The organism is Brevibacillus sp. FSL K6-2834 (assembly GCF_038592925.1).
GTDB classification, from domain to species: Bacteria; Bacillota; Bacilli; order Brevibacillales; family Brevibacillaceae; genus Brevibacillus; species Brevibacillus borstelensis.
In genome coordinates this window covers 5,539,682-5,563,612 of sequence record NZ_CP151945.1, presented here as the reverse complement: position 1 = coordinate 5,563,612, position 23,931 = coordinate 5,539,682, and the positions used below count along the sequence as shown (strand labels likewise).

Sequence of the window (23,931 nt, the reverse complement as noted above, 5' to 3'; positions counted from 1 at the left end):
TTTTGTCGTTCAAAATACGCCGGCCAAAACGGGCACGAGCCACGGGGCCACGCCCAGCGTCATCAGCGCTGCTAAAATCATCGACAAGCTGGAAATCGTGCCAGTGATCGGGCTAAACTCGAACGCCTTGGACGTACCGGCTCCATGGGCCGCTGTGCCGAGAAGCACGCCGCGGGCAATGTCGTTTTCGATCCGCAGCAAGCGGATGACCATCGGTCCGATAACAGACCCGAGAAGGCCCGTCATGATCACAAATACCGCAGTGATCGCCGGAACTCCGCCGATGCTCGCCGATACGCCCATCGCGATGGGGGTGGTGACGGAGCGCGGAATGAGACTGTCGACAATTTGCATGTTGAGATGGAGCAGCCGGGCGATGAACAGCGAAGAAACAATCGCTGCAACCGAACCGGACAGCACGCTGACGATGATCTCGGCCGCATGTTTTTTCAGAATGTGAAAATATTTGTACAGCGGGACGGCAAAAGCGATCGTAGCCGGCTCAAGCATGTCGCTCAGCCATTTCGCCCCCGTCTGATAAGAGTCATAGGGTGTATCTGTCCATACTAGTAACGCGACGATCAATAGCGGTGCCGTCAGCAGTGGAGACAGGTAAACCTTTGGCTTGAGGCGGTAGCACCGCTTTGCGCCCCAGTACAGGATGATGGTGAGGATGAGACTCAGAAAAGCAATCATGGCAGCGGAGTCCTCTCCTTTTTCTCGCCAATTTTTTTCGCGACCAGTCCTGCGCTGGCCATGACGATGACGGTGCTGACGACAATCACCAACGTGACGTAGACGCCGTCACTGAGCAAGACGCTTTTGTATTTCATGATGCCCACAGCGGAGGGAATGAAGAAGAGCAAAAGCTCCGCCAGCAGCCATTGGGCGCCTGCTTCGATCCAGTCCAGGCGAATCCATTTTGCTTGCAGAAGGATGAAGACAATCAAAATGCCCAAAATGCTGGCCGGAATTTTCAGTTGAAAGAAATCGACCAGCTTGTGCAGGAGCAGGGAAAATGCGCAAAGCAGAATCACTTGTCCCGCGCTTTTCAGCAGGGTTGCCACATCGCTCCCTCCTTTCTGTGAAAAGTTTACATGATCTGTTTGCATAGGTAAAATGAATAGATAGAATGACTGACATTCATTTTATCTATGCATAAATGAGGAGACCGTACATGGATATTCGCCATTTGCAATATTTTCTAAAGGTGGCTCAATACAAGAGCTTTACGAAAGCAGCGCGGGCACTGTACATCACACAGCCGACCATCAGCAAAATGGTCAAAAACCTGGAGGAGGATCTGGGGGTTGTGCTGTTTCACCGCCTGGGCAAGCAGTTGGAATTGACGGATGCCGGGGAAATTCTGTTCGTTCAGGCGCAGGATATTGTGCATTCCTTCCAAAACCTGTCAGCCGAACTCGGGGACTTGATGAACCTGAAAAAGGGGCACATTCGCATCGGATTGCCGCCGATGATCGGGTCGAGCTTTTTCCCCAATGTGCTGGGGAAGTTCCGGGAGCACTATCCCGCTATCACGATTCAGCTCGTGGAAGACGGGGCAAAGAAAGTGGAAGCGGATGTGGAAACCGGCGTGTTGGATATAGGAGTCGTGCTGTCGCCGACAAATGAGGAGCTGTTTCATTCCTTTTCGCTTGTAAAGGAGAAGCTGATGCTGCTCGTCCATCCCTCTCATCGGTTGGCCGACAGAAAAGCGGTGTCGTTATCCGAACTGGCTGAAGAGGATTTCGTTTTCTTTCGCGAGGATTTTGCCCTCCATGACCGGATTACGGCAGAGTGCGTACAAGCGGGGTTTCAACCGAAGGTCATCTATGAAAGCTCCCAGTGGGATTTTATCAGCGAGATGGTGGCGGCCAATTTCGGCATTGCTTTGCTCCCCGAACCGATCTGTCGCGAGCTTGATGAGGAGCGGATTCGGGTTTTGCCTCTCGATCAGCCCGTGATCCCCTGGCACCTGGTCATCATTTGGCGCAAGGATCGGTACCTTTCGTTTGCCGCACGGGAATGGATCCGGTTTACCCAGAATCTTTTCGAGGAGTGGAGGGGCAAAAACAAACACCCGCGCGAGCATGGCTGATCGGGCTTTTCCATGGGAACAGGTCTGGCGGGAAACCGTTCCGGGGGCTCAGAAGCGCCATGCAGCGCCGGTACGTTTGCCGGGAGAGGAAACGTCCGAAAGCAGCGAAAAAGATGGGAACATACACGAACCTCGTCTGTAAAGCAGTCGGGGTCTTTTTCATTCTGCTGTGACTTTCATAAAAGTTTCAGAACGGTGTTGTATGATAAGTCCGCAACCAGTCATCAGTGAAAAAAACGTCTTTTTCAGAAAAGCGTTTTGAACGGGGAAAAGGAGTTGGTAAAATAAATGGGAACCTGTCCATTTTCAAGCCTTATACATGTCTTTGGAGGAAAGAAAAGGTCTGCTAGCCATTTCAAATGGCTGAAGAGATTGGAATGGCAACCGACCAAGTGGTTGCCTCCGCAGGTATGTTACAAAGGGCGGCGGCAAGCGTCTAATTGTGTGAGTCCGATCCGTATACTCGAGAGTGGTTTTCTGCCTGATGGTCAGCTGAACAAAGAAAGCAGGTGAGAAGTTATGGATCATCAGATACATGGGACGTACGACACGTTTTTGGTTATCCTCTCCTATTTAATTGCGGTCACAGCCTCGTATTCCGCGCTTGATCTGGCCGGAAGGGTGAATGTAAGCCGCGGGAAGCATAGATTGCTTTGGCTGGTTTTTGGCGCCATGTCGATGGGGCTGGGCATCTGGTCCATGCATTTTGTCGGGATGCTAGCCCTTGCCCTGCCCGTCAAAGTGCTCTACGACCTTTCGCTTGTCATCCTATCTGTTCTCTTCGCCATTTTTGTCTCAGGCATTGCCCTTTTGACCGTATCGAGAAACAAGCTGGAGGTCAAGGAGCTTGCCATCGCCGGCGTATTGATGGCCGGCGGCATATCCGGGATGCACTACACCGGGATGGCAGCGATGATGATCGGCATTACCTATGACAAGGGGCTCGTTATCCTTTCTGTTGTCATTGCCGCTACGGCCTCGTTTGCGGCCTTGTGGCTCCTGTTTTATTTCCGCAAGGACCAATCCCGATTTGCCTACTTGTACAAGCTCGGCAGCTCGCTCATTATGGGGGCGGCGATTGCGGGGATGCACTATACGGGCATGGTTGCGGCCCATTTCCATGCGAGCGAGCACCAGTATGGTGTCGAGGTGCAAATCGAAACGGAAACGCTTGCCTACATCATTGTCCTTGCTACCTTCCTGCTATTGGGCATTACACTGGCAGGCGTATTCATCAACAAACGGCTGTCGCAAAAGGACCTGGTCATCCAGGAAAATGAAAGCTGGTATCGTTCGCTATATAAAAATAACGAATACGGCATTATTTCTCTGGATAAGGCCGGGACCATCATTAATATGAACCCTGCTGTCCCCAAAATGATCGGCATTCAGGCAGAAGATTACCTCAACAAGCACTTTTCTGCGATCGGGTTGGACATGAGCGCCAAAGATAAGACGAAAACAGACGCAGTGGATGAGCAATCATCCAGGCTGCTGCCCAAAGACTTTGAGACCTCTTTTGTTCAACCGAACGGTAATTTGGTCGAGCTGAGCGTAATGAATATCCCTGTGGAGATAGATGGCAAAATAGTCGGAAATCATATTTTCATAAAGGATATAACGGAAGAAAGCAAAGCCAAAAAGAAAATCAAACATTTGGCTTATCACGATGAATTGACGGGCTTGCCCAATCGGAGGAAGCTCAATGAGCGCTTGGATCAGTCCATTGAGCAAAGCAATCGGGACTCATCCACCTTTGCCGTGATGGTTCTGGATATTGACCGTTTTAAAATGATCAACGATTCACTCGGACATACGTATGGAGATATCTTTTTGCAGGGCGTAAGCGACAGAATCGTCAAGAGCGCCGAGGGGTTCGAAGCAACGATTGCCCGCATGGGGGGAGATGAGTTTATCATCCTCTGCAATACCGGCCCGGAAGGCGAGGAAGCGGCAGAGCTGGCGGAACGGATCATCGAAGCGCTGAAGAAGCCCTTCCATTTGAAAGACAACGACTTCTACATATCTGCAAGCATCGGAACCGCACTGTTTCCGGTTCATGGCAGGGATGCCGTCGAGCTTCTGAAAAAAGCGGATACGGCGATGTACAAGGTGAAAAAGCAGGGCAAGAACGGACATCAATTTTACTCGCCGGATCTCGACGTTCAACTGCTGGAGAATATCGGCCTGGAGAGCGATCTTCGAAAAGCGATTGAACGCAACGAGCTGGTCGTGTACTACCAGCCGCAATTCCATGCCCAAAGCAACCGAATGATCGGAGTGGAGGCGCTGGTCAGATGGAATCATCCCACCAGAGGGATGCTGTCTCCCGGCGTATTTATTCCAATCGCAGAGGAGACCGGCTTGATTTACGAAATCGGTACATGGGTTCTGAGCGAAGCATGCCGGCAAATGAAAAAATGGCATGATGAAGGCGGTCCTTTGATACCTGTCTCCGTCAATCTCTCCTCTCATCAATTCCATCAGCCGAACCTGGTCGAGTACATCGTCAAAATCCTCGAGGAAACAAAGCTGGAGCCCCAATACCTGGAGCTGGAAATTACCGAGAGCATGATGATGGACCCGGCCGTATCGATCAGCATTCTGGAGGAGCTGAACAAGATCGGGACGAGGATCAGTCTGGACGACTTTGGAACGGGCTACAGCTCGCTTAGCTATTTGAAAAAGTTCCCGATCCACAAATTGAAAATCGACCGTTCCTTCATCACCGATATATCCGAAAACCACAACGACAAAGCAATCGTCGCGACGATCATTTCCATGGCACAGCATCTGAAGCTGGATGTGATCGCGGAAGGAATCGAAACCAAGGATCAGCTCGACATTCTCACGGAAAATGACTGCCACGAAATTCAAGGGTATTATTTCAGCAGCCCATTGTCTGCCAGTGAGGTGGAAAAAACGTTTTTTGTCCCCAACCGTTTGCCCAGCTATCAATAGTGGACAAGCTGGCAATCAGCCAGGATCGATGTTCGCATAGGCCTGCCAAAAAGAAATCCCGTCTCATCAGCAAAGTGAGACGGGATTTTTCTGTATGGTGACTGGACTCGCTTTCTGTGATCTGAAAGCCCGGTCAGAGGCATGCGGTTAAATCTGTGCCGGCTCCGGAATTCTCTCCCCGATGTTGCGCCCAATCGCAATCGAGGCTGTCGCCGCAGGTGAGGGCGCATTCAAAATATGGGTGGAGCGCTGATTGGTGACGATCAGGAAGTCATCGACCAATTTCCCGTCCTTTGTAAGCGCTTGGGCCCTGACGCCATTCTGGGACTCGACCAGATCCTCGGCGCGAACTTCCGGTATCAAGCGCTGAAGGCTCTGGACGAACACCTTTTTGCTGAATGAGCGGACCATTTCCTTCCAGCCCTCGCCCAGGTTCTTGTAGGCAATTTTCCAAAAGGCGGGATAGGTCAGGACTTCGGTTATATCCTTGAGATCAAAGTCTGTCTTGCGGTAGCCTTCCCGTTTAAAGCTCAGCACCGCATTCGGCCCGGCGTGCACGTGGCCATCCATCATCCGGGTGAAGTGGACGCCGAGGAAGGGAAAGTTCGGATTCGGAACCGGATAGATCAAATTTTTCACTAGATAGTGCTTTTCCGGTTTCAATTCGTAGTATTCGCCGCGGAAAGGGACGATTTTCATATCGGTTTTCAATCCTTGAAGCGCTGCGATGCGGTCGCAATGGAGGCCGGCGCAATTGATCAGATAGCGGGCGTGGATCGTCTTGTTGGTGCATTCGATCTCGACTCCGGAGCTGCTTTCCTTTATATTTTCGACTTTTGTCCCCAGAAGAATATCGCCGCCTTTTTCCTGGATGACCTTGGCAAGTGACTCGGCGACGCGCTTGTAATTGACGATTCCGGCTTCCTTGACCCGGATGGCTTTGAGGCCATATGCATGGGGCTCGATCTCTGCAAGCTGATCCGCATCAATGATGGATACGTCGAGCTGGTTTTCAAGACCGCGTTTATATAGATTCTCAAGCAGGGGCAGCTCATGCTGGTCGGTTGCCACAATCACTTTTCCGCACATATCGTAAGGAATTTCGTGCTGGTTGCAAAATGAGCGCAGCAAGTCGCCGCCTTCCCTGGAAAGCTTTGCTTTCAGGCTGCCCGGCTTGTAATAAATGCCGGAATGGATTACTCCGCTATTATGGCCGGTTTGGTGAAAAGCAAGGGTGCGTTCCTTTTCGACGACGGCAATTTTGGCTTGTGGGTACTTTTCGACAAGCGCATAACCGGTAGAGAGACCTACGATACCGCCCCCGATAATGACATAGTCATACATGATATCACCTTTCTCCGCTAAGCATTCCTGAATATCTCTGCAATGTACAAGCATGAATGAGAAGTTGTATTACAATTATAATACACATGTAATACAAATCAACCTAAATGAGTTCAAAAGAAATAAATTATTTGGAATATAGACAAACTTATAATCGTGTTGTATTCTTTATATCACCATATATAACGTATCAAATCGGGTTTTGTACAAAAGGGAGTGATGAAAAAAGCTTGTATTTTTGTAGTACAAGTTGTTATAACAACTTATCGGTCATTCTGGCAAAAACAGAATGTTGAGAAACAAATGCTTGCGCAATCGGGTTGAGCATGCGGACAAGAGACTCCCTTTGAATCCAAACCCGTGAGCAGGGCGTATACAGCAAACAAAATGCGACGCAGAAAAGGCAGGAAACCAACATGGAAATTACCGTCTTGTATCAAGGCTTTCCGGGAAGATCAAGCCGTGGTTTTCTTGGATGGAGCAGTTGCGTGTTGATTCGCCGAGAAGGAAAAGCGCCGATTTTGTATGACACCGTGGGCTTTCATGAGCGATATTCGCTGCTGGCCAAACTGAAGGAGCTGGGGGTTGGCCCCGAAGATGTCGGTACGGTCCTGTTAAGTCACTTTCATTTTGATCACGCTGTCAACTATCCGCTGTTTCCGAACGCTACGTTTTACCTGCACGAAGAGGAAGTCAAACATATAGAAGAGAACGGGACAAAGGACCTCGCCGTCCCTCGCGAGATGTTTCCGGCTTTGCGCGATTCCGGGAAGCTGTCGCTACTGTCCGGAGAGTCCGGCGTCGTCGAAGGACTTCCGTGGCTGCTTACACCGGGGCATACGCCGGGCTTGTTTTCCATTCTGACTGAATACCAGGGGAGAAAGTGGGCGTTGGTGTCAGACGCGGTGAAAAACATCCTGGAGCTGACCAGTGGCGACGCAGTGATGACATGGGATGACGCCAAAAGCAAAGAGAGTATCCGGGCGATCGCCCAGTGGGCAGATGTTGTCGTCCCCGGCCATGATCGATTGCTGGAGATCGAGAGAACCGGCCAGGGAATCGTCGTCAACCCGTTGCATGAAAGCGCTGTACAAATTATCGTACCTTGGAAGGACGAGACATTCTCGCTCAAAATCTGAAATGACAGAAGGTGGTTGAAATGAACGATCTAAAAGGTGCCATTGATATACACGTCCACTCCAGTCCCAGCATTTTTCCCCGTTCGGTAAATGATCTGGAGCTGGCGGAGCAAGCCAAGCAAGCGGGGATGCGGGCAATCGTCCTCAAGGCGCACGAAGAATCGACCGTTTCCAGAGCGAAGCTGGTCAGCAAAGTGGTGGAAGGAATCGAGGTCTACGGCTCGCTGGTGCTCAATGAGTACGTCGGCGGTCTCAATCCTTACGCCGTAGACATGGCGATTCAGCAGGGGGCAAAGCTGATCTGGATGCCTACCGGCTCAGCCAAGCATCATCTGGATCATTACGGCGGAAAGAGCGACTACAAGGAACAGAAATCGACCATTCGCCTCCTGCCCCAGAAAGGGATCACGATCCTTTCGGAGGACGGCGAGCTGCTGCCCGTCGTCTATGACATCATCGATTTGATCAAGGGCACCGGAGCCGTATTGGCAACGGGTCATCTCTCTCCGCTGGAAACCCGGAAGCTCGTGGAAGTCGCGACGAAGCGCGGGGTGGAAAAGGTGCTTGTCGCCCATCCTGATTTGAAAATCAACAAAATGGATCTTTCGCTGCAAATCGAACTCGTCAAAATGGGCGCGTACGTCGAGAAGTCGATGCTGACGCTGATGCCGCTGTGGAAGTCGATCGAGCCGGACGAGCTGGTGCGGGGCATCCGCCAGATCGGCATTGAAAAGTGCATTTTGCAAACCGATTTCGGGCAGGCCAACCATCCGGTGCCGACGGAAGGGTACAACCAGTTTATTCAAATCTTATTGGAACAGGGCATGACAGAGAAAGAGGTTGAGCAAATGGCTTGTTTCAACCCGGCGGAATTAATCGGGCTTACGTAAGACAAGAGAAAAGGGGTTGAAAAAGTATGGCGCAAGCACAGTTGTCAAACAAGCCATGGTATAAAGAGGTTACGCAAAACCAATGGCGGGCGTTAATCGCTGCCGGGTCCGGATGGGCTCTGGATGCGATGGATGTAATGCTGTACTCCATGGTTCTGGTGCAAGTGATGCAGGAGTTGCAGATGGACAAGACGGCCGGCGGATTTTTGGCAACGCTTACCCTGCTCAGTTCTGCCTTCGGCGGACTATTGTTCGGGATGGTTGCTGACCGGTATGGCCGCACGAAATCATTGATGATCAGTATTATCGTGTACTCATTGTTTACATTCCTCTGTGGATTCTCGCAAACGGTTACACAATTGGCCGTATTCCGTTTGCTGCTCGGGCTCGGAATGGGTGGAGAGTGGGTTGCGGGCGCAGCCCTGATTACGGAAACCTGGGACGCAAAGCATCGCGGAAAAGCGATGGGTCTCGTACAAAGTGCTTGGGCAATTGGTTACGCGCTGGCTGCGATTGTGGCCGGTCTGGTCATTCCGCTGTGGGGCTGGCGCGGAGTGTTTTTCTTCGGAATTGTTCCGGCTTTGGTCGCCATTTGGATCCGCAAAGGCACAAAAGAGCCTGAGATCTGGGAAAAAATGAAGCAGGAGGCCACCACGCAGAAAAAGAAAAGCAAGCCCAAGCTGGTTGAGCTGTTTTCCGGGAAGGTACTCCGTTGGACCATACTCGGTGCGGCATTGAGCGTTTGCGCGCAATTTGGCTACTGGGGCCTGTTCACCTGGATTCCGTCCTACCTCGGCACGCCAGTCGATCAAGGCGGGGCCGGTCTGGATATTATGAAATCGACGACCTGGATTGTCATCATGCAGGCAGGTGCCTGGTTGGGTTACGTCTCCTTCGGCTTTTTGGCGGACAAGATCGGACGGAAAAAGACCTTTATCCTGTTCTTCGCGCTGGCGGCGCTGCTTGTTCCGTTTTACGGCATGTCCAGCGACGCGACCAGACTGCTGATCCTCGGTCCGTTTGTCGCCTTCTTTGGATCGGGCTACTTCAGCGGCTTTGGAGCGGTTCTGGCCGAGCTGTTCCCGACTGAGATTCGCGCGACCGGACAAGGGTTCTGTTACAACTTTGGACGCGGAATCGCTGCAACTGCACCGACTGTAGTCGGATTTATGGCAACCGGCATGGGGCTCGGTGCGGCATTCGGGTTCCTGGCCATCTCGTTTGCGCTGGCGGCAATCCTCGTACTGCTGTTCTTGCCGGAAACGATGGGCAAGCAATTAAATTAGCATACAGTTGCACATAGACAATCGATTGTCGACAAGAAAAGTTCATTGTGGATGAGGAGTCCATCATGAACTTTTCTTTTTCCTTGTTATTTGTATTACAATTATTGCGAGAGTGAACAAGTGCTCTCCTTTTCCTGTCCTTCTTTTGCTCAGTTTGTCTGCAAAACAATGGTAAAGAGTCGACCGGAATTGACTTTGCCATCTGAATAATTTACAATTTGTATTACAAATAAACCAAAATGAGAATCGGAGATGTACGATGTCCAAAGAAAAACTGTCGCAAATCATTTCACGTGAGTTGTTAAAGTTGATCGAGGCGGGCAAATATCCCCCAGGTTCGAAATTGCCGACGGAAATGGAGCTGGCTGCCCAGTTTGGCGTAAGCCGAATCCCGATCCGGGAAGCGCTCAGCGTATTGCGGGCAGCCGGTGTCATCAACTCTCGCCAGGGGGGCGGGAGCTTTGTCGAAGAGCGAAACGGTTCCAGCATATTCAGCAACATCCAGATTGAAAATGACGATGCCGAGCTGATCAGACACCTTTTTGAGATGAGGAAGATTCTTGAGCCTGAGGCCGCCTATCTGGCTGCCCTGAGGCGAACGCCTGAACAACTGGAACGAATGAGAGAGGCGCTCCAGTGGCTGGAGGCAGAATTGGCCGACGACAGCAAGATTGGCATGGAAGCGGATATGGAGTTCCACCGGTCGATGTTTTTGGCCACGCATAACCCGGTCATGATCCAGGCGATGGAAAACCTGTCTTCTCTCTACGAGCGTGCCCTGCAGATCACTCTTCAGTCCAACCTGGGCTTGAAACAGAAGCGCAAAGCGGTCTATCAGGAGCACCTGAACATCCTGTCGGCCATTGAGATGGAGGAACCGGAACTGGCGAAAATCCAATGCGCCATTCACCTCAAAAATGCGGAGAAAAAGCTGGACCTGTTCTCTTAGTCCAACAACAAGAGGAGAAAAATGAGACGATGACGGACATGCAAATCAAACAGATTGTTGACATTGTCAAAACAGGCAGAGTGCTTACCGATGAAAGCGACCGGTTCAGCTACTCCTTTGACGCCTCGTTTGGAACCTTTCTTCCCGATGCAGTCATTCAGACGAAGAGCGTCGAGGAAGTAGCCGAGCTGGTGAAATTCGCCAACCGCGAGAAAATCCCTGTTTATCCGCGCGGCCAATCGACCAGTTTGAGCGGTGGTCCTCTCCCGGTCAAGGGAGGCATGGTCATCGATTTATCGGTCATGAACGATTTGCTCGAAATCGACGAAGAAGATTTGGTCGCGGTCGTCTCTCCGGGTGTACTGACTGCCGACATACACAAAGCGGCGGAGGCAAAGGGACTCATGTATCCGCCTGACCCGAGCAGCTCCCATGTGTCTACCATCGGCGGAAATCTGGCGGAGAACTCAGGCGGACCGCGCGGCTTGAAGTACGGCGTGACAAAAGATTACGTCATCGGCCTGGAAGTCATCACCCCGGAGGGCGAGATCATCCGCACGGGCGGGAGAACGGTCAAAAACGTGACCGGTTACGACCTGACCAAGCTGATCGTCGGCTCGGAAGGCACGCTTGGCATTATTACAAAAGCAATCCTGCGGCTGATCCCGAAGCCTCCCGCTTCGGAAACAGTGATGGCGGTCTTTGACAGCCTCGTTGACGCGGGGAGAGCAATTTCCCAGATCCTCACCTCAGGCATCCTGCCGTCCAAAATGGAGCTGATGGATCAGGCCTCCATGGTGGCAGTGGAAAACTATCAGCCGTCAGGATTGCCGACAGATGCGGAGGCACTGATCCTGATCGAGCTGGACGGCCACCCGATGGCGGTACGAGATGAAGCCGAGCAGGTCTCGCAGGTATGCAAGCAAATTGGCGCGAGGGAAGTGCGCGTGCCGCAAACAAAGGCGGAAAAGGAAGATGTCTGGAAGGCGAGAAAGCTGGTTTCTCCGGCCATCGTCAGAGTGAAGCCGACGAAGATTTCCGAGGATGCCACTGTGCCGCGCAGCAAAATTCCCGAGATGTGCCGACGCCTGCAGGAGATCAAGGAGAAGTACAATATCCATCTCGTTGTATTCGGCCACGTGGGCGACGGAAATCTCCACCCGAACATCATCGCGGACAAAGCGGACAAGGAAGAAATGGCCCGCGTGGAAAAGGCCGTTGCGGAAATTTTCGAAGCCGCTGTGCAGCTAGGGGGCACGCTGTCCGGAGAGCATGGCATCGGAACGATGAAGGCGCCGTTTATGGAAATGGAATTGGGAGCCGCGGGCCTGGATATGATGAAGCGCATCAAGCAAGCCTGGGATCCTCATAACATTATGAATCCCGGCAAGATTTTTCCGGAGCCCGGACAAAAGTTGGTGTTGAGCGAATGAGTGAGAATCTTGCAGCATTGCGTGCGGAACTGAATTACGACAAAACCAGCAAATGCGTGCAGTGCGGCTACTGTCTGCCCGCCTGTCCGACTTATTTGACAATGGGCAAGGAAACGCATTCCCCGCGCGGCCGGATCAACCTGGTCAAGATGGCCGGCGAGGGGAAAATCAAGGATCTTTCGGTACTGGAGGAGCCGCTGGATCTGTGCCTCGGCTGCCGGGCCTGCGAAACGGTCTGTCCGACAGGTGTGGAATACGGCGCGATCCTGGAATCGGCTCGTGCAGCCGTGACGCGGCGCAAGAAGTTTTCCGTACCGGTAAAAGCGCTCAGAAACACGCTGTTCAAAAAGGTTTTCCCCAGCCGCAGGGCGATGAAGCTGATCGGCAACGCCATGTGGCTGTATGAAAAAACAGGTGTCCAAAAGCTCGCGAGAAAAAGCGGGCTGATGGAGAAGCTGCCTGCTCATCTGGGTGAATTTGAAAAAATCATGCCGGCTCCGGTATCGCCGGGCGAGCGCTCCAGCTTGCCTGCGGTAACGAGAGCCAAGGGTGAAAAGAAATACACGGTCGCCTTCTTTGTCGGCTGCGTCATGGACGCCATGTTCGGAAGGATCAATCATCTGTCCGTCCAGCTTCTGGCCGAGGTCGGCTGCGATGTGATCGTAGTCGAGAAGCAGACGTGCTGCGGCGCGCTGCATGCCCACACGGGGGAATTGGACGAAAGCAGAAAGCTGGCGAAGCAAAATATTGTCGCTTTTGAACAGGCGGAAGTCGATTTCATCGTGAACAACGCCGGCGGCTGCGGCGCGATGATGGTGGAATACGACCACCTGCTCGCGGGCGAACCGGAATGGGCTGAGCGGGCCCGCCAATTTGCCGGGAAAACGAAAGACATTTCCCAGGTGCTCGCCCTGTGCGGCGGGATCAAGGGACAGGAGAGACCGGCAGAGAGAGTCACGTACCAGCGTTCTTGTCATATGACAAACGTCCAAAAAGTGACCGAAGACCCGCTGGGGCTGATCAAAGGCCTGCCAAACGTGGAGCTGGTCGAGATGAAAGAGGCCAATATGTGCTGCGGTTCGGCGGGGATCTACAACATCGTGCAGTACGATGCCTCGATGGAAATCCTCGACTACAAAATGAAGCACGTCAAAGATACGCAGACCACCACGATTGTCACGACAAACCCGGGCTGCCTTTTGCAAATGAAGCTCGGCATCGAGCGGGAAAACTTGAACGACCGGATGCGGGCCGTCCACCTGGTGGAATATTTGGCCGAAAGGTGCGGCATCAACTTATAGGTACAAGCATGTGATACATGCAAGCATGAACTGTTCGGCCGGTACTAGCATAAACTACCCGGAAAAGCGCTGCCCGGTACAAGCACCAACTGTTCGGGACAGACAGAAAAAAGCGGATCATCAAGGACGTCAAGCGCCTGATGATCCGTTTCTATTTTGTCGTCTGTGGCTGTAGCGGCATGTTATTTATATTTCACATAAATAAACTTGTTCAGTATATAAACGCAGAGAGCGACGCCAAACATGCCGCAGCCTCTCCCACTCCGAAACGTCGGAATCTCTGTGCAGCAGGTGAAGAGGGATTTTCAGGTTCAGCAAGCGACCGTTGATCTGGAAGCGGGTGACCCCTGCCGGGAGCACCCGCCCTGCTTCCATCACGCGTTCCAGCTCCGCGTACGAGAGCGGCTTGAATCTGATCAATAGCATCCCGCTGTCCGGCAGAAGGCAGGTTCTGGCAGGGACCCGTTTGACCGCTCCGCGGGCGTTGTATGCGGAAACGACCTTGTGCCAAGCCTCCAGAAAGTCGTGGCGAACTCCGCAATCCAGGGCCCGCACATTGCCGTGCTCATCCACGATCTCCAGCCAGCCTTGTCGCTGTGCAGCAGCTCCGCTCCCCGCCGTCCAGTGGAGGGAAGGGTCCTCAAAAAGCTGCTGTACCCCCGCGTCTGCAGGAACGAGATGATGCCACGCCTCGATGGAGAAATCGTCCTGCCTCGCTACCTGTACAGGCACCTTGCAATACCCCAGCAGCCGAAGAGCGCCGATGCGGTGGGCTCCATCCAGCACCAGATAGCGGCCGTCTCTCATTTCCGTCGCCAGGATCGGATGGCGCAAAAACCCATCCTCCCGCATCGACTGGCTGACACGTTCAAGCCTCGACGGTTCATGCTCTTCGTGTAGCGACATTTTGTCCAGCTCGATCAATTGCAGTGACAGCAAAACCTCTGACATGAGTGCCTCCTTTTTACCTTGCCACTCGGGATGGCTATGTGAGAACAGATGTGTTTGTCAAATACATATGCTCGGGATGAGGGTGGCTGAGGAAATCGTGGTGTGAAATCGCCCACCCGTACGCCCCGGCGTACAAAAAGAGAACCACGTCACCGATACGGATGCGGTCGATGGGCACATCCCTGGCAAATGCGTCTTTCGGCGTGCAAAGCTGGCCGACGATGGTCACATCGCTGTCCTTGATTTCCTTCCGCTCGAACGGATAGTTCCAGATGTCCAGCGGCACGACGGCGAATGGATGGTTGTGCTGCCAGGACACCGGCAGACGGAAATGGTGCGTCCCTCCCCTGACGATGACAAAATGCTTGCCGTGGTTTTTCTTGATGTCGATCACTTCCGCGGCATAGTAGCCGCAGGCTGCTGTCAAAAACCTCCCGCATTCAAACAGAATCGAGGTCCCCTCTTTGTTCCGCTCGCTGATGAGACGGGAAAGGCCGTCGGCAAACTCGCTCCATCCAAACTGGCTGCCGATGTCAGCGTAATTGATCCCGATCCCGCCCCCGACGTTGATCGTAGAGATGTTGATATCGTATTGCCCGGACCAGCCATCCACCTTGTCAAAATAATAGGCGAGCAGCGCCAGATGGCTGCGCCAGTCGAGCTGGTTGGACAGCGAGTGCAGATGGAAGCCCTCCAGCGAAATGTGCGGGCAGGACAACGCCAGATGGATCGCTTCTCCGACGAGCGATTCGTCGATGCCAAACTGCGTCGGCGTCCCTGCCATGGCGAGAGTCGCTTGCGGGAAGGGTCCGCTCAGATTGATGCGGAGGAGGATGGGGACGGTCCTGTTCATGGCTGCGGCAATGTGTTCGACTCTTTTCAGCTCGTGCATGCTCTCCACATGCAAGAGCGTGACCCGCTGCTCAATCGCTCCCCTGATTTCCTCATCCGTCTTCCCTGGCCCGCCGAAGATGACAGGGATCCGTTCACTTACGGCCCGCGCCTTCATCACTTCGCCGAGGGAAGCCACCTCAAAGCCGTGCACACGCCCGCTGAGCGTTTTCAGAATCTCCGGGTCGGAGTTGGCCTTCATCGCGTAAAACAGCCGGCAGGAAGGAGGAAGTGCGCGTGTCACTTCCTCGGCATGCCGGGAAAGTCCCTCCAGATCGTACAAATAGGCACATATCGGCTGGTCTTGGGTGCGCTTTTTTTCCTCGATGATCCGAGCCAGTTGATTTAACTGGTTCAGGGGACCTGGTGGATACGGCAGATTCATACCATCAGCTCCTTCAAGGCGCTGTGCAGCGGATTGGGAACCGCATGCTCCCGGTACAGGGTTTCTCCGCATAAACGGCGGATCGTCAATTGCCCGACCAGCACGTTCTCCTGGAACAGATCGAGCTTGGCGAACAGTTCGCGAAGCTGAGGGAATTGCTTTTGGTAAGCAAGAATAATCTCGGCAGCCATCGCCCAAAAGGTGTGCTCGGAAAAACCATACTGGTCCTCCAGGAACATGGCAAACTCCGACAGGTTGATATGGAAAAACGCATCGTGCAAAAAGTCGGTGACCTCGGAAGCCTGCTCGGTGGCCATGGACGAAATCATATTGGAATGGAAGGCAGGCGGAGCCTTCAGATGGGGCTGGGACGCTTTATCGGCCAATTCCCCTGTGTAGTAGCGGATGCCTCCGGGAAAATCGCGCAGAGCGACCCGCGTGGGCATTCCGTTGCGGTGGAGCAGCACCATGTTTTGGGCATGCGATTCCAGGGCGATGCCGTGGGCATACATGAAATGCACGAGCGGGAGAATGGAGGCTTCCAGCACGCGCTTCAGCCATGCAGGCAAGCCGTATGTCTGGACCCATGCATTAATGAAAGGAATGCCGTCCGCACCGATGTGGCACAGCGCCGTAAAGGGAACGGCGCTTTCGTCCGAGTCCAGATAAAGGGACACATTTTCCCGCCAAATCGCGCCCAATGAACCGTACATCTCCCTTTGAACGGCTTCGGGCAGATCCGGATCGGAAAAGTGGACGCCCAGCACCTCCTGCAGCAAGACCACACGGTGTTCGTCCCGCAAGTAAGGATCGCTTTTGCGGATCGACTCCAGCCAATCGGAGACAATCGCGGCGTTTTCCACATGATGATGGCCGAGAATGCGGCTTGCCGACGTATTCTGGATGCCCAGCGAAACCTTGACGTACGCCTTCCCGGGAGACGTCCGGTTGGTCAGTGTGCGGATGGACTGCTGGGGGCTGTAAGCATCGGTACCCTCCCCCAAAAGAAGAAGCTGTCCGCTGCCGATCTGCTCGAAAAAGGCGTCCGCAACTTTCCTCTCCCACTGCCACGGGTGAACAGGCACGAGCGCGTACTCCTTTGGATCGTATCCCCGGCTTCGGATTTGCTCGGCGAACGTGCGGTACAAAGCTTCTCCCAGCTCGCTTCTCAGAAATTCCTCAACATCCAGTCCCGCCGAGGAGGAGACGACGGCGCGCTGCTTGTGCACGGCTACCCAGAAGAGCTTGAACAACGGCTTGAAGTCGGGGCCATAGGCCGCATTGTCCGCCGGGCTGAAGCCGATCCTTGACTTGTAGCAAGGGTGGTACGGATGGCCGTCCAGAATGTCTCCTTCCAGCTCGGCATAGCTGTGGGCCGGGGAAGCGGGCGGACGCTTCGTCTGCAGAAACTTGGCGTGCGTGTCATGAAGCAGCGTTTGGCGGATTTCCTTGAGAAAGCCTTCCAACTGCTTCGGCTCCTCTTTGGCGGTCGGGCCGATTTCTTCGAGAAAGGTTGCCAGGCAAACGGCTTCCGTCTCGTTGCCGTCTACCCTTCTCATGATGGGTGCGGCCGTCAAACGGACCCTCGCGTAGCTCAGCTTCCTTTGGCCGCGGCAAAGATATTGCACCGGTTTTCCTGTCCGGGTGCGGCCCTCCAGCACGAATCCCCTCTCGCCGTCAGGAAGCGCCAGCGATTTTTCCTCGACCAGCTCTTCGTAGATCAGGGATTCCACGATCTGCCGGAAAATCCGTCTGCGTACCTTGGCGTATTCGGGACTGCGCAAGGCGGCCTCCCAATCCTGCATCGGGAGAGCGGGATCAAAAGATTTGCTCATAACGTTCTCCATGGTTTCACCCCTTCGTGGTAAAGGCAGTTCGTGTACGGTTTGTCGCTCTTCAGCAGCGTATCGGATTGGGAATGTCGACATAGAGCGGCGATTCGCCTCTCCGCTGAAAGATGCTGACCAGATTGGCTTTTGCCGGCAAGGTTTGGTCATGCAGCAAAGCATCGATGCAGTCTGCCATTCGCTTGGACAAGAGGCGCTGGCGCTGCTCCAGCAGGGTATTTCTGACTATGCTCCAGAACGCGGACTCGTCCTGCCCGCCGTATTTGGCAAGGGTACGGACGACATAGCCGAGGTGGTTGACAAAAAAGTAGTATTGCAAACGGAGCCACGCCTGCTCCCGCGTATAGAGAACCGGGCTGTCCGCATCTACCAGTCCGCCGACCCAGCCCTTGCCAATGGCGACTTGCCGGTCTACGCTGATGCCCTCCAGATCGCGCACGTACAGCTTGACGGGCCAGCCGTTCTCCAGCTTGACCAGCGAATTTTGGGCGTGTGCTTCCAGACTCACTCCCATTTCCGCAAAAAGCGAGAGGATTGGCAGCATGCTGATCGCAAGGTACTGCCGGAACCAATCGCCCAGATCGGGCAAACGGCTCTCTTCGTGGTCCCGCATGGCACGGAATAAAGCGGGTTCGGTCTCGCCGGGCGGCGTTTCCATCAAGGAGCCGACGACGAAGGCAGGACTTTCCTTGCCCATCAGCTCGGGCGGATTTTCCCGAAAGACAACGGCGCATTCCTGCATGAACAGGTCGTTTTCCTGAGGGGGAACATCCGGCAGGGAGATGCTCCGATACCCGTATTCCATCAATACCTGCAAGCGCTCGGTATAAAAGGCTTCCTGTTCGTGCCGGACGATTTTCGCCGCATCCATCGTCCGCTTGATTTGCTCCTGCGTGTTTACTCTGACAAAGTTCGTGATGCGCACATGGAGCGGCAGCTTGTATTGGCAGCAGTGTCCAGGCTCCCAGACGGTCCTCACCGACGAAGTGGGATATGTGCGCTCTCCCAGCGGCCCCAGATCGGTGATTTTTCCCGCAAGAAAAAGGCTCCGGAATGGCTCGCGCGAGGAAAGGTAGTGTGCCTGCCACGGGTGGCAAGGAAGCAGCTTGTAATGTTCTCTTCCCCTCTCCGCTTTTGATGCCGCCGCTTTCCGAACACCTTGCGGGATGCAAGCTTCCTGGCTGTCCCCTTCAGGGGCTTGAATCCACTCCTCCACGATCAGCTCAGGGGAAACAGCCAAATAGTGCAGCTGAAATGACGCCCCCAGCTCCGGTGCGAACCTGTGCAGCTCCCCTTTGGCGAATCCTTCCGAGCTCTTCGGGGTCGGGTGAAACGGATGGCCGCGAAAGAGCGATTGTTCCGACGGAAGAAAGCCGTGGGACGGATGCCGAGTCTTTTGCTGGAGCAGGAAATGCCGAAGGTAGCTTTCTGTTTTTTGCACGCTGTTTTGGATGTTCAGAAGCAGTTCGCCTTTCTTTTGGAGGCGAATGTCTTCGTTCTTTTCCAGGCAGGAAAGCTCATCGAGGATAAAATGAATCAGCTGCCAGCCTTCCACCTTTTGATAGGAAGACCCCGTTGTTTGATAGAAAGAGGTGCCATACGCGTGTTGCCCCCCTCTGGACCAAAAGCTCATCTCCCCTGCGAGTGAAACGCCGGTGTTGGGCAAGTCAAGGCGAAACATCGCCCCGTCCGTGAGCGGAATGGATAGCTGTTTTTGATCAGGCTGGACTCTCGGGTCAAAAATGCCGTTTTCGCGAAGATAGGCGTTCAAAATCCGCTCGATTGCCGCATGTTCGGCCAGCCGCGCCTCCAGTGGCTTGTGCGGCTCCAGCGGCTCCAATGGCTCCGGTGCCTCCATTGCCTCCAGCGGCCGCTTTTGGTGAACGGTACCCTCTGCATGTTTCATTGCCGGATCCCCTGCCTTTCGTTTTCAAAAATTCCGAAAAGGTTGCTCGGAAAGCAAAGCGTCAATACAAGGAAAGCGGAAGGCCGACCCCGAGCTCCACTGCCCTCTGATACATTTTTTGGGCGCAGGCGATGTCCTCGACAGCCATGCCCATCGGGTTGAGGATAATGATTTCTTCGTCTGTCTCCCGGCCGCATTTTTCGCCGATGACGATTTCGCCCAGCTCCGCATGCAGCCGCTCGCGCGAGAATTTTCCTTCCAACACGAGCTGGTTGATCACTTTTTTCTCCCGGTTGCACTGCTCCCAGTCGTCGACAACCACCTTGTCGGCGCGGATAAACACTTCTTTATGCAAGTCCATAATCGAGACATTGCTGACAAAGGCCCCTTTTTGCAGCCATTCAAACGGAATGTAGGGCTGGTCCGCGACGGTGCACGTCACGACGACTTCTCCCTGGCGAATCGCTTGCTCGGCTGATCGGTCCACGGCAAAAGCGACAGCCGGGAAGGCTTCAGCCATATCCTGGGCGAGCTGCCGGGCCGCCTTTTCGTGCAGGTCGAACAAATGGACGGATTGAATCTGGGGGAATTGTTCCAGCAGGGATTGGAGCTGCCGTCTGGCGATGAGTCCGCAGCCGATGCACGATACGGTGGCAAACCCTTGCTTGGCCAAGTGGCGGGCAGCCACGACCGTGACCGCCGCCGTTCTCATGCTGCTGATCATGCCCGCCTCCATCACCGCGATCGGGTAGCGTGAGACAGGATCGTTCAAAATAATCAGACCGCTCGCTCTCTCCAGCCCTCTTTTTTCCGGATTGTCATGCTTGCTGCCGATCCATTTAATGCCGGAGACGGAATCCTCCCCGCCGACATGCGCAGGCATGGCAATAATCCGGTCGGCGATATGGCCGTCTTTTTCGTCTGTCCGCAGGTACGGCTTCAACGGCTGGACGTATTGGCCGCGGGCGTGCTTGGCGAGCACCTCGGCGATGGCTTCGACATAGAGGGCGGACGTGTTCCCGCCCAGTGAAGCGATGGCCTCCCTGTTGAGATAAAGCAGGGAGGGAGCATGGGAAGCAGCATGGTTCGTGAGCGCGTTTTGCTGATTGGTTGCGTGGATCACGGGACACACCTCTTTCGTTTTGCGTAGTGTTTAAAGCGAAGGCAAACCGGATGCCCAATCGTCATCGTAAACCGTGTCGAGGTAACGGTCCCCTCTGTCCGGCAGGATGACGGCGATGCGATAGGAGGGAGGAAAGGAGGGAAGCAGCTTCCGAACAGCGGCGATGACCGAACCGGAAGAACCTCCGGCGAAGATCCCCTCGTGGAACAGCAGGTCCCTGCAGCCCTGCACGGATTCGCGATCGCTCACGTGCACGACCTCGTCAATTTCGTCCGGGTTCAACAGCTCGGGGACGCGGCTGGAGCCGATGCCCGGCAGTTCCCGGGGAGCGGAGGGTGAACCGAAGATGACCGAGCCGACTGCATCCACTGCCACGATTTTGATGCTCGGAAAAGCTTCCCGCAGGCGACGGGCGTTGCCCATGATGCTGCCTGTCGTGCTCACGGCGGCAAACAGGCAATCTACCGGCCCGTCCAGTTGTTCCACGATCTCGCTGCCGGTCCCGTGATAATGGGCCTTCCAGTTCAGCTCGTTGGCGTACTGGTTGATCCAGAAGCTGTCGGGGAGTATGGTCAACAGCTCCTTTACTCTGCGGATACGGGTCTGCAAATATCCGCCCTGGTCGTCAGGCTGATCCACCATGTCAATATTTGCGCCGAGCTGGTGCAGGATTTGGAGATTTGCCTTCGTAATTTTCGGATCGACGACGCATGTAAACGATAAGCCGTAGACTCTGGCAACCATTGCAAGCGCGACGCCGAGGTTGCCGGATGTGCTCTCGATGATGTGGGTGCCGGGACGAATCGTCCCATCCCGCAGCCCCTGTTCGACGATGTAGCGGGCGGGACGGTCCTTCATGCTGCCGCCCGGGTTCATAAACTCAAGCTTCGCCAGCACGCTCAGCCCTGGACGCGCAAAAAGCCGTTTGAGCTGAACGAGAGGAGTGTGTCCGACGCAATCGACGATGGAGGATGCGATAGTGGGTCGTGTTCCTGCAAAAGGCATACGGTTGCCCTCCCTCAAACAAAAATGATAATCATTATCATTGTCGTTCAAAAAAATGAGGATTTGCCTGATAGGAAGATCCCTTTGCGTTTATATCCATGCTTGATTTTGCTACATTCAGAAAAGGCGCCCTACTTTGCCCAGCAAAAAACGGGGTGCGAAAACGAACGCCGTGACCAGGCTGTACCGGCCAAAGTCTGTCTGGTTGACGGCTTTTCGTGTTTTTGCGAAAACAGTTTCACTTCACCCTCACCGATCAGAAAATCACCTCCTTTCCCGTCCAATTCTCCCGTGGGCAACCCCATTTTAGATGATATTGATAATCATTGTCAATAATGTCTTTTCCTTACATTTTTTCCTGATTTTTTATTTTCCGTCAGAAGCAGATAAATAAAATATGGGGCCCCGATCATCGCTGTAATCAATCCGCAGGGAAGCTCTACCGGAGCAGCGATCGTCCGGCCTACAAAATCGGAAGCAAGAACAAGGAGCCCGCCGGTCAGTGCAGAGGCCGGAAGCAGCGTCGTATGGGAGGGACCGAACAACCGTCTGGCGATATGGGGAGCCATCAAGCCGACAAAATACACGGTTCCGGCGGTCGCCACGGAAGCTGCTGCCAAAGCGACGCTGACCAGAATCAGCCCGCCCCGCACCCACTCGATTTTGCTGCCGAGCCCTTTGGAGACGTCGTCGCCGAGCTGCAGCAGGTTCAGTTGGCGGGAAAGCAGAAACGCCAGCGGGAGAAACAGGATCATCCAGGGAAGGAGGGCATAGAAGTGCTCCCAGCCTCTGCCGTAGACGCTTCCCGTCATCCAGATCAGGGCCTGCGTCACGAGCATGATCTTTCCCGACATCATGATGATCGTAATAAAGGCTTGCGCGATTGCGGAGACGCCCACTCCGACCAAAATGATCCGGTACATCGAGCTCCCCTCCTTCCAGCCGAGCCAGTAGGTGAGAATCGCCGCGAGCAGCGCTCCTGCAAAGGCGGCAGGCGGCAAAAAGCCGAGCGGAACCGCCGGCAGGGCGACGATGACGAGAACAGCGGCGAGAGATGCCCCTGCATTCAGTCCGATGACGCCGGGAGAAGCGAGAGGATTGGAGGTAATCCCTTGCAAAATCGCTCCCGAAACAGCCAGTCCCGCCCCTACCAGAAAAGCAATCAAAGCACGCGGAAGACGCAGCGTATTGACGATAAACGAATGTTCCCCGCTCCCCAGTCCGAACAGCGTCTGAACCACTTCCCACAAAGACAGCTCGTATTCGCCCGCCCCTATATTGGCCATAAAAAAAGCGATGGCAAGCAGGATGAGCAGGGCAAAAAGCGTTGTCGGGCGCCTATTCATCATTTCCCCTCTCATAGCTTGTGCACCCTCCTCCGCGCCAGGTAGATAAAGAATGGAGCCCCGATGATAGCTGTCATCACGCCGACAGGCAGCTCCTGGTTGTCCAAAATGAAGCGCGCCGCCACGTCAGCAAGCAGCAGCAACGCAGCTCCCGCTACCGCCGAGTAGGAAAAAATCCAGCGGTGGTCTTTGCCGACGATGGACCTGACCAGATGCGGAACAGCGAGCCCGACAAATCCGATGGGACCGGCCACCGCCACGCTGCTGCCAGAGAGCAGCACCACAGAAATGAAGGCGAGCGTTCGCACCATTTTCGTTGGCTGTCCCAGGCTTTTGGCTACATCGTCTCCGAGCTGCAGCGTATCGACTTCCCTGCTCAGGAAAAAGGCAAGCAACAGCCCGGCTGTCATAAAGGGAAGCACCTGAACGAGAAGCGCAAGATCCCGCCCTACGACCGACCCTGCCAGCCAAAAGCGCATTTCGTCAAGGGAGCGCTCGTGAAAGATCAGGATCGATTGGGTGGACGCGGACAAGAGGGTCGTGACAGAGACGCCGGCCAGCGTCAGCTTCAGAGGAGTCATGCCGCCGCGCCCGGCAGAACCGAGCAGAAAGACGAGGATGGACACCGCCCCCGCCCCGAGAAAGGCTGCCCATGCATAAAGGGTGAGATTATGCCCGCCGACGAGAAACAGGGACAGGACAACCAACAGCGCGGCTCCGTGATTGATGCCCAGCAGATCGGGAGCAGCCAATGGGTTTCGGGTCAGAGCCTGTGTCATAGCCCCCGCTACGGCGAGGCACGCTCCTACCGCCGCGGCAATCAACGCCCGGGGAAGACGGGTGGTAGAAATGATCAGATGTTCCCTGGACCCGTCAAATTCCAGGAATGCTTCGACAACCGTCAGCATACTGATGTCCACAATCCCAAATGAAATGCTGATCCCGATGAAGAGAAGGACTGCAACAAGTCCCATGATCAGCCCGGCAAGCAGCCGGAGATGTTTCCGCGATTTGCCCACAACGTTCACTCGCAATCCGGATGTGATTTACACAAATATCCTTGACAACCTTATTTA

The 23,931-nt window shown here is 54.3% G+C and carries 19 protein-coding genes; 8 read left to right on the top strand and 11 right to left on the bottom strand.

Going from position 1 to position 23,931, the window contains the following annotated elements:
- Positions 1–9: 9 nt before the first annotated feature.
- Complete coding sequence (locus NST96_RS26770) at positions 10–696, bottom strand: CidB/LrgB family autolysis modulator (RefSeq protein WP_171506841.1); 687 nt, start codon at positions 694–696, stop codon at positions 10–12.
- Positions 693–1,067: a CidA/LrgA family holin-like protein gene (locus NST96_RS26765; RefSeq protein ID WP_024983668.1), complete on the bottom strand. Its 375-nt coding sequence runs from the start codon at positions 1,065–1,067 to the stop codon at positions 693–695. Before NST96_RS26765 ends, NST96_RS26770 begins: the two co-directional genes overlap by 4 nt.
- A 110-nt stretch (positions 1,068–1,177) precedes the next feature.
- Between NST96_RS26765 and NST96_RS26760 the strand changes: the two genes are divergently transcribed.
- Both NST96_RS26760 and NST96_RS26755 read left to right on the top strand, forming a co-directional pair.
- A complete protein-coding gene (locus NST96_RS26760) occupies positions 1,178–2,098 on the top strand; it encodes a LysR family transcriptional regulator (RefSeq protein WP_003388756.1) in 921 nt (306 codons plus the stop codon).
- A gap of 519 nt (positions 2,099–2,617) precedes the next feature.
- A complete protein-coding gene (locus tag NST96_RS26755; protein ID WP_339166890.1) occupies positions 2,618–5,059 on the top strand; it encodes an EAL domain-containing protein in 2,442 nt (813 codons plus the stop codon).
- 147 nt (positions 5,060–5,206) lie between these two features.
- Here NST96_RS26755 and lhgO read toward each other — a convergent pair whose 3' ends face one another.
- Positions 5,207–6,403: an L-2-hydroxyglutarate oxidase gene (gene lhgO, locus NST96_RS26750; RefSeq protein WP_031932465.1), complete on the bottom strand. Its 1,197-nt coding sequence runs from the start codon at positions 6,401–6,403 to the stop codon at positions 5,207–5,209.
- A gap of 488 nt (positions 6,404–6,891) precedes the next feature.
- On the opposite strand from lhgO, the gene NST96_RS26745 reads away from it, so the two are divergent.
- From NST96_RS26745 to NST96_RS26720, 6 genes are all read left to right on the top strand, one after another.
- Positions 6,892–7,542 (top strand): MBL fold metallo-hydrolase, encoded by a 651-nt coding sequence (locus NST96_RS26745; RefSeq protein ID WP_170208390.1) that lies wholly within the window; start codon positions 6,892–6,894, stop codon positions 7,540–7,542.
- A gap of 20 nt (positions 7,543–7,562) precedes the next feature.
- On the top strand, positions 7,563–8,432 hold the full coding sequence (locus NST96_RS26740; protein ID WP_003388752.1) for a DUF6282 family protein: 870 nt from the start codon (positions 7,563–7,565) through the stop codon (positions 8,430–8,432).
- Between the two features lie 26 nt (positions 8,433–8,458).
- A complete protein-coding gene (locus tag NST96_RS26735) occupies positions 8,459–9,718 on the top strand; it encodes an MFS transporter (protein ID WP_003388751.1) in 1,260 nt (419 codons plus the stop codon).
- 259 nt (positions 9,719–9,977) lie between these two features.
- Positions 9,978–10,667: a FadR/GntR family transcriptional regulator gene (locus NST96_RS26730; RefSeq protein ID WP_003388750.1), complete on the top strand. Its 690-nt coding sequence runs from the start codon at positions 9,978–9,980 to the stop codon at positions 10,665–10,667.
- Between the two features lie 38 nt (positions 10,668–10,705).
- Positions 10,706–12,100 (top strand): FAD-linked oxidase C-terminal domain-containing protein, encoded by a 1,395-nt coding sequence (locus NST96_RS26725; RefSeq protein WP_035979411.1) that lies wholly within the window; start codon positions 10,706–10,708, stop codon positions 12,098–12,100.
- A complete protein-coding gene (locus tag NST96_RS26720) occupies positions 12,097–13,401 on the top strand; it encodes a (Fe-S)-binding protein (RefSeq protein WP_024983673.1) in 1,305 nt (434 codons plus the stop codon). The genes NST96_RS26725 and NST96_RS26720 overlap by 4 nt, the downstream gene beginning before the upstream one ends.
- Before the next feature lie 186 nt (positions 13,402–13,587).
- Here the strand turns inward: NST96_RS26720 and NST96_RS26715 are convergent, their stop codons facing one another.
- The 8 genes from NST96_RS26715 to NST96_RS26680 form a co-directional block, all read right to left on the bottom strand.
- Positions 13,588–14,352, bottom strand: a complete 765-nt coding sequence (locus tag NST96_RS26715) for a ParB N-terminal domain-containing protein (RefSeq protein WP_024983674.1) — start codon at positions 14,350–14,352, stop codon at positions 13,588–13,590.
- Between the two features lie 34 nt (positions 14,353–14,386).
- Complete coding sequence (locus NST96_RS26710) at positions 14,387–15,628, bottom strand: type III PLP-dependent enzyme (protein WP_342405112.1); 1,242 nt, start codon at positions 15,626–15,628, stop codon at positions 14,387–14,389.
- Positions 15,625–17,463 (bottom strand): IucA/IucC family protein, encoded by a 1,839-nt coding sequence (locus tag NST96_RS26705; RefSeq protein WP_342405111.1) that lies wholly within the window; start codon positions 17,461–17,463, stop codon positions 15,625–15,627. The genes NST96_RS26710 and NST96_RS26705 overlap by 4 nt, the downstream gene beginning before the upstream one ends.
- A gap of 61 nt (positions 17,464–17,524) precedes the next feature.
- The gene (locus NST96_RS26700; protein WP_024983677.1) at positions 17,525–19,381 is read right to left on the bottom strand and encodes an IucA/IucC family protein; all 1,857 of its coding nucleotides are present in this window, start codon (positions 19,379–19,381) and stop codon (positions 17,525–17,527) included.
- Positions 19,382–19,442: 61 nt separating this feature from the next.
- Complete coding sequence (sbnB, locus tag NST96_RS26695; protein ID WP_031932471.1) at positions 19,443–20,441, bottom strand: 2,3-diaminopropionate biosynthesis protein SbnB; 999 nt, start codon at positions 20,439–20,441, stop codon at positions 19,443–19,445.
- Positions 20,442–20,534: 93 nt separating this feature from the next.
- The gene (sbnA, locus tag NST96_RS26690; RefSeq protein ID WP_003388741.1) at positions 20,535–21,509 is read right to left on the bottom strand and encodes a 2,3-diaminopropionate biosynthesis protein SbnA; all 975 of its coding nucleotides are present in this window, start codon (positions 21,507–21,509) and stop codon (positions 20,535–20,537) included.
- Positions 21,510–21,838: 329 nt separating this feature from the next.
- A complete protein-coding gene (locus NST96_RS26685; protein WP_342405110.1) occupies positions 21,839–22,870 on the bottom strand; it encodes an iron ABC transporter permease in 1,032 nt (343 codons plus the stop codon).
- Positions 22,867–23,829 (bottom strand): iron ABC transporter permease, encoded by a 963-nt coding sequence (locus NST96_RS26680; RefSeq protein ID WP_081607767.1) that lies wholly within the window; start codon positions 23,827–23,829, stop codon positions 22,867–22,869. Before NST96_RS26680 ends, NST96_RS26685 begins: the two co-directional genes overlap by 4 nt.
- Positions 23,830–23,931: the final 102 nt, after the last annotated feature.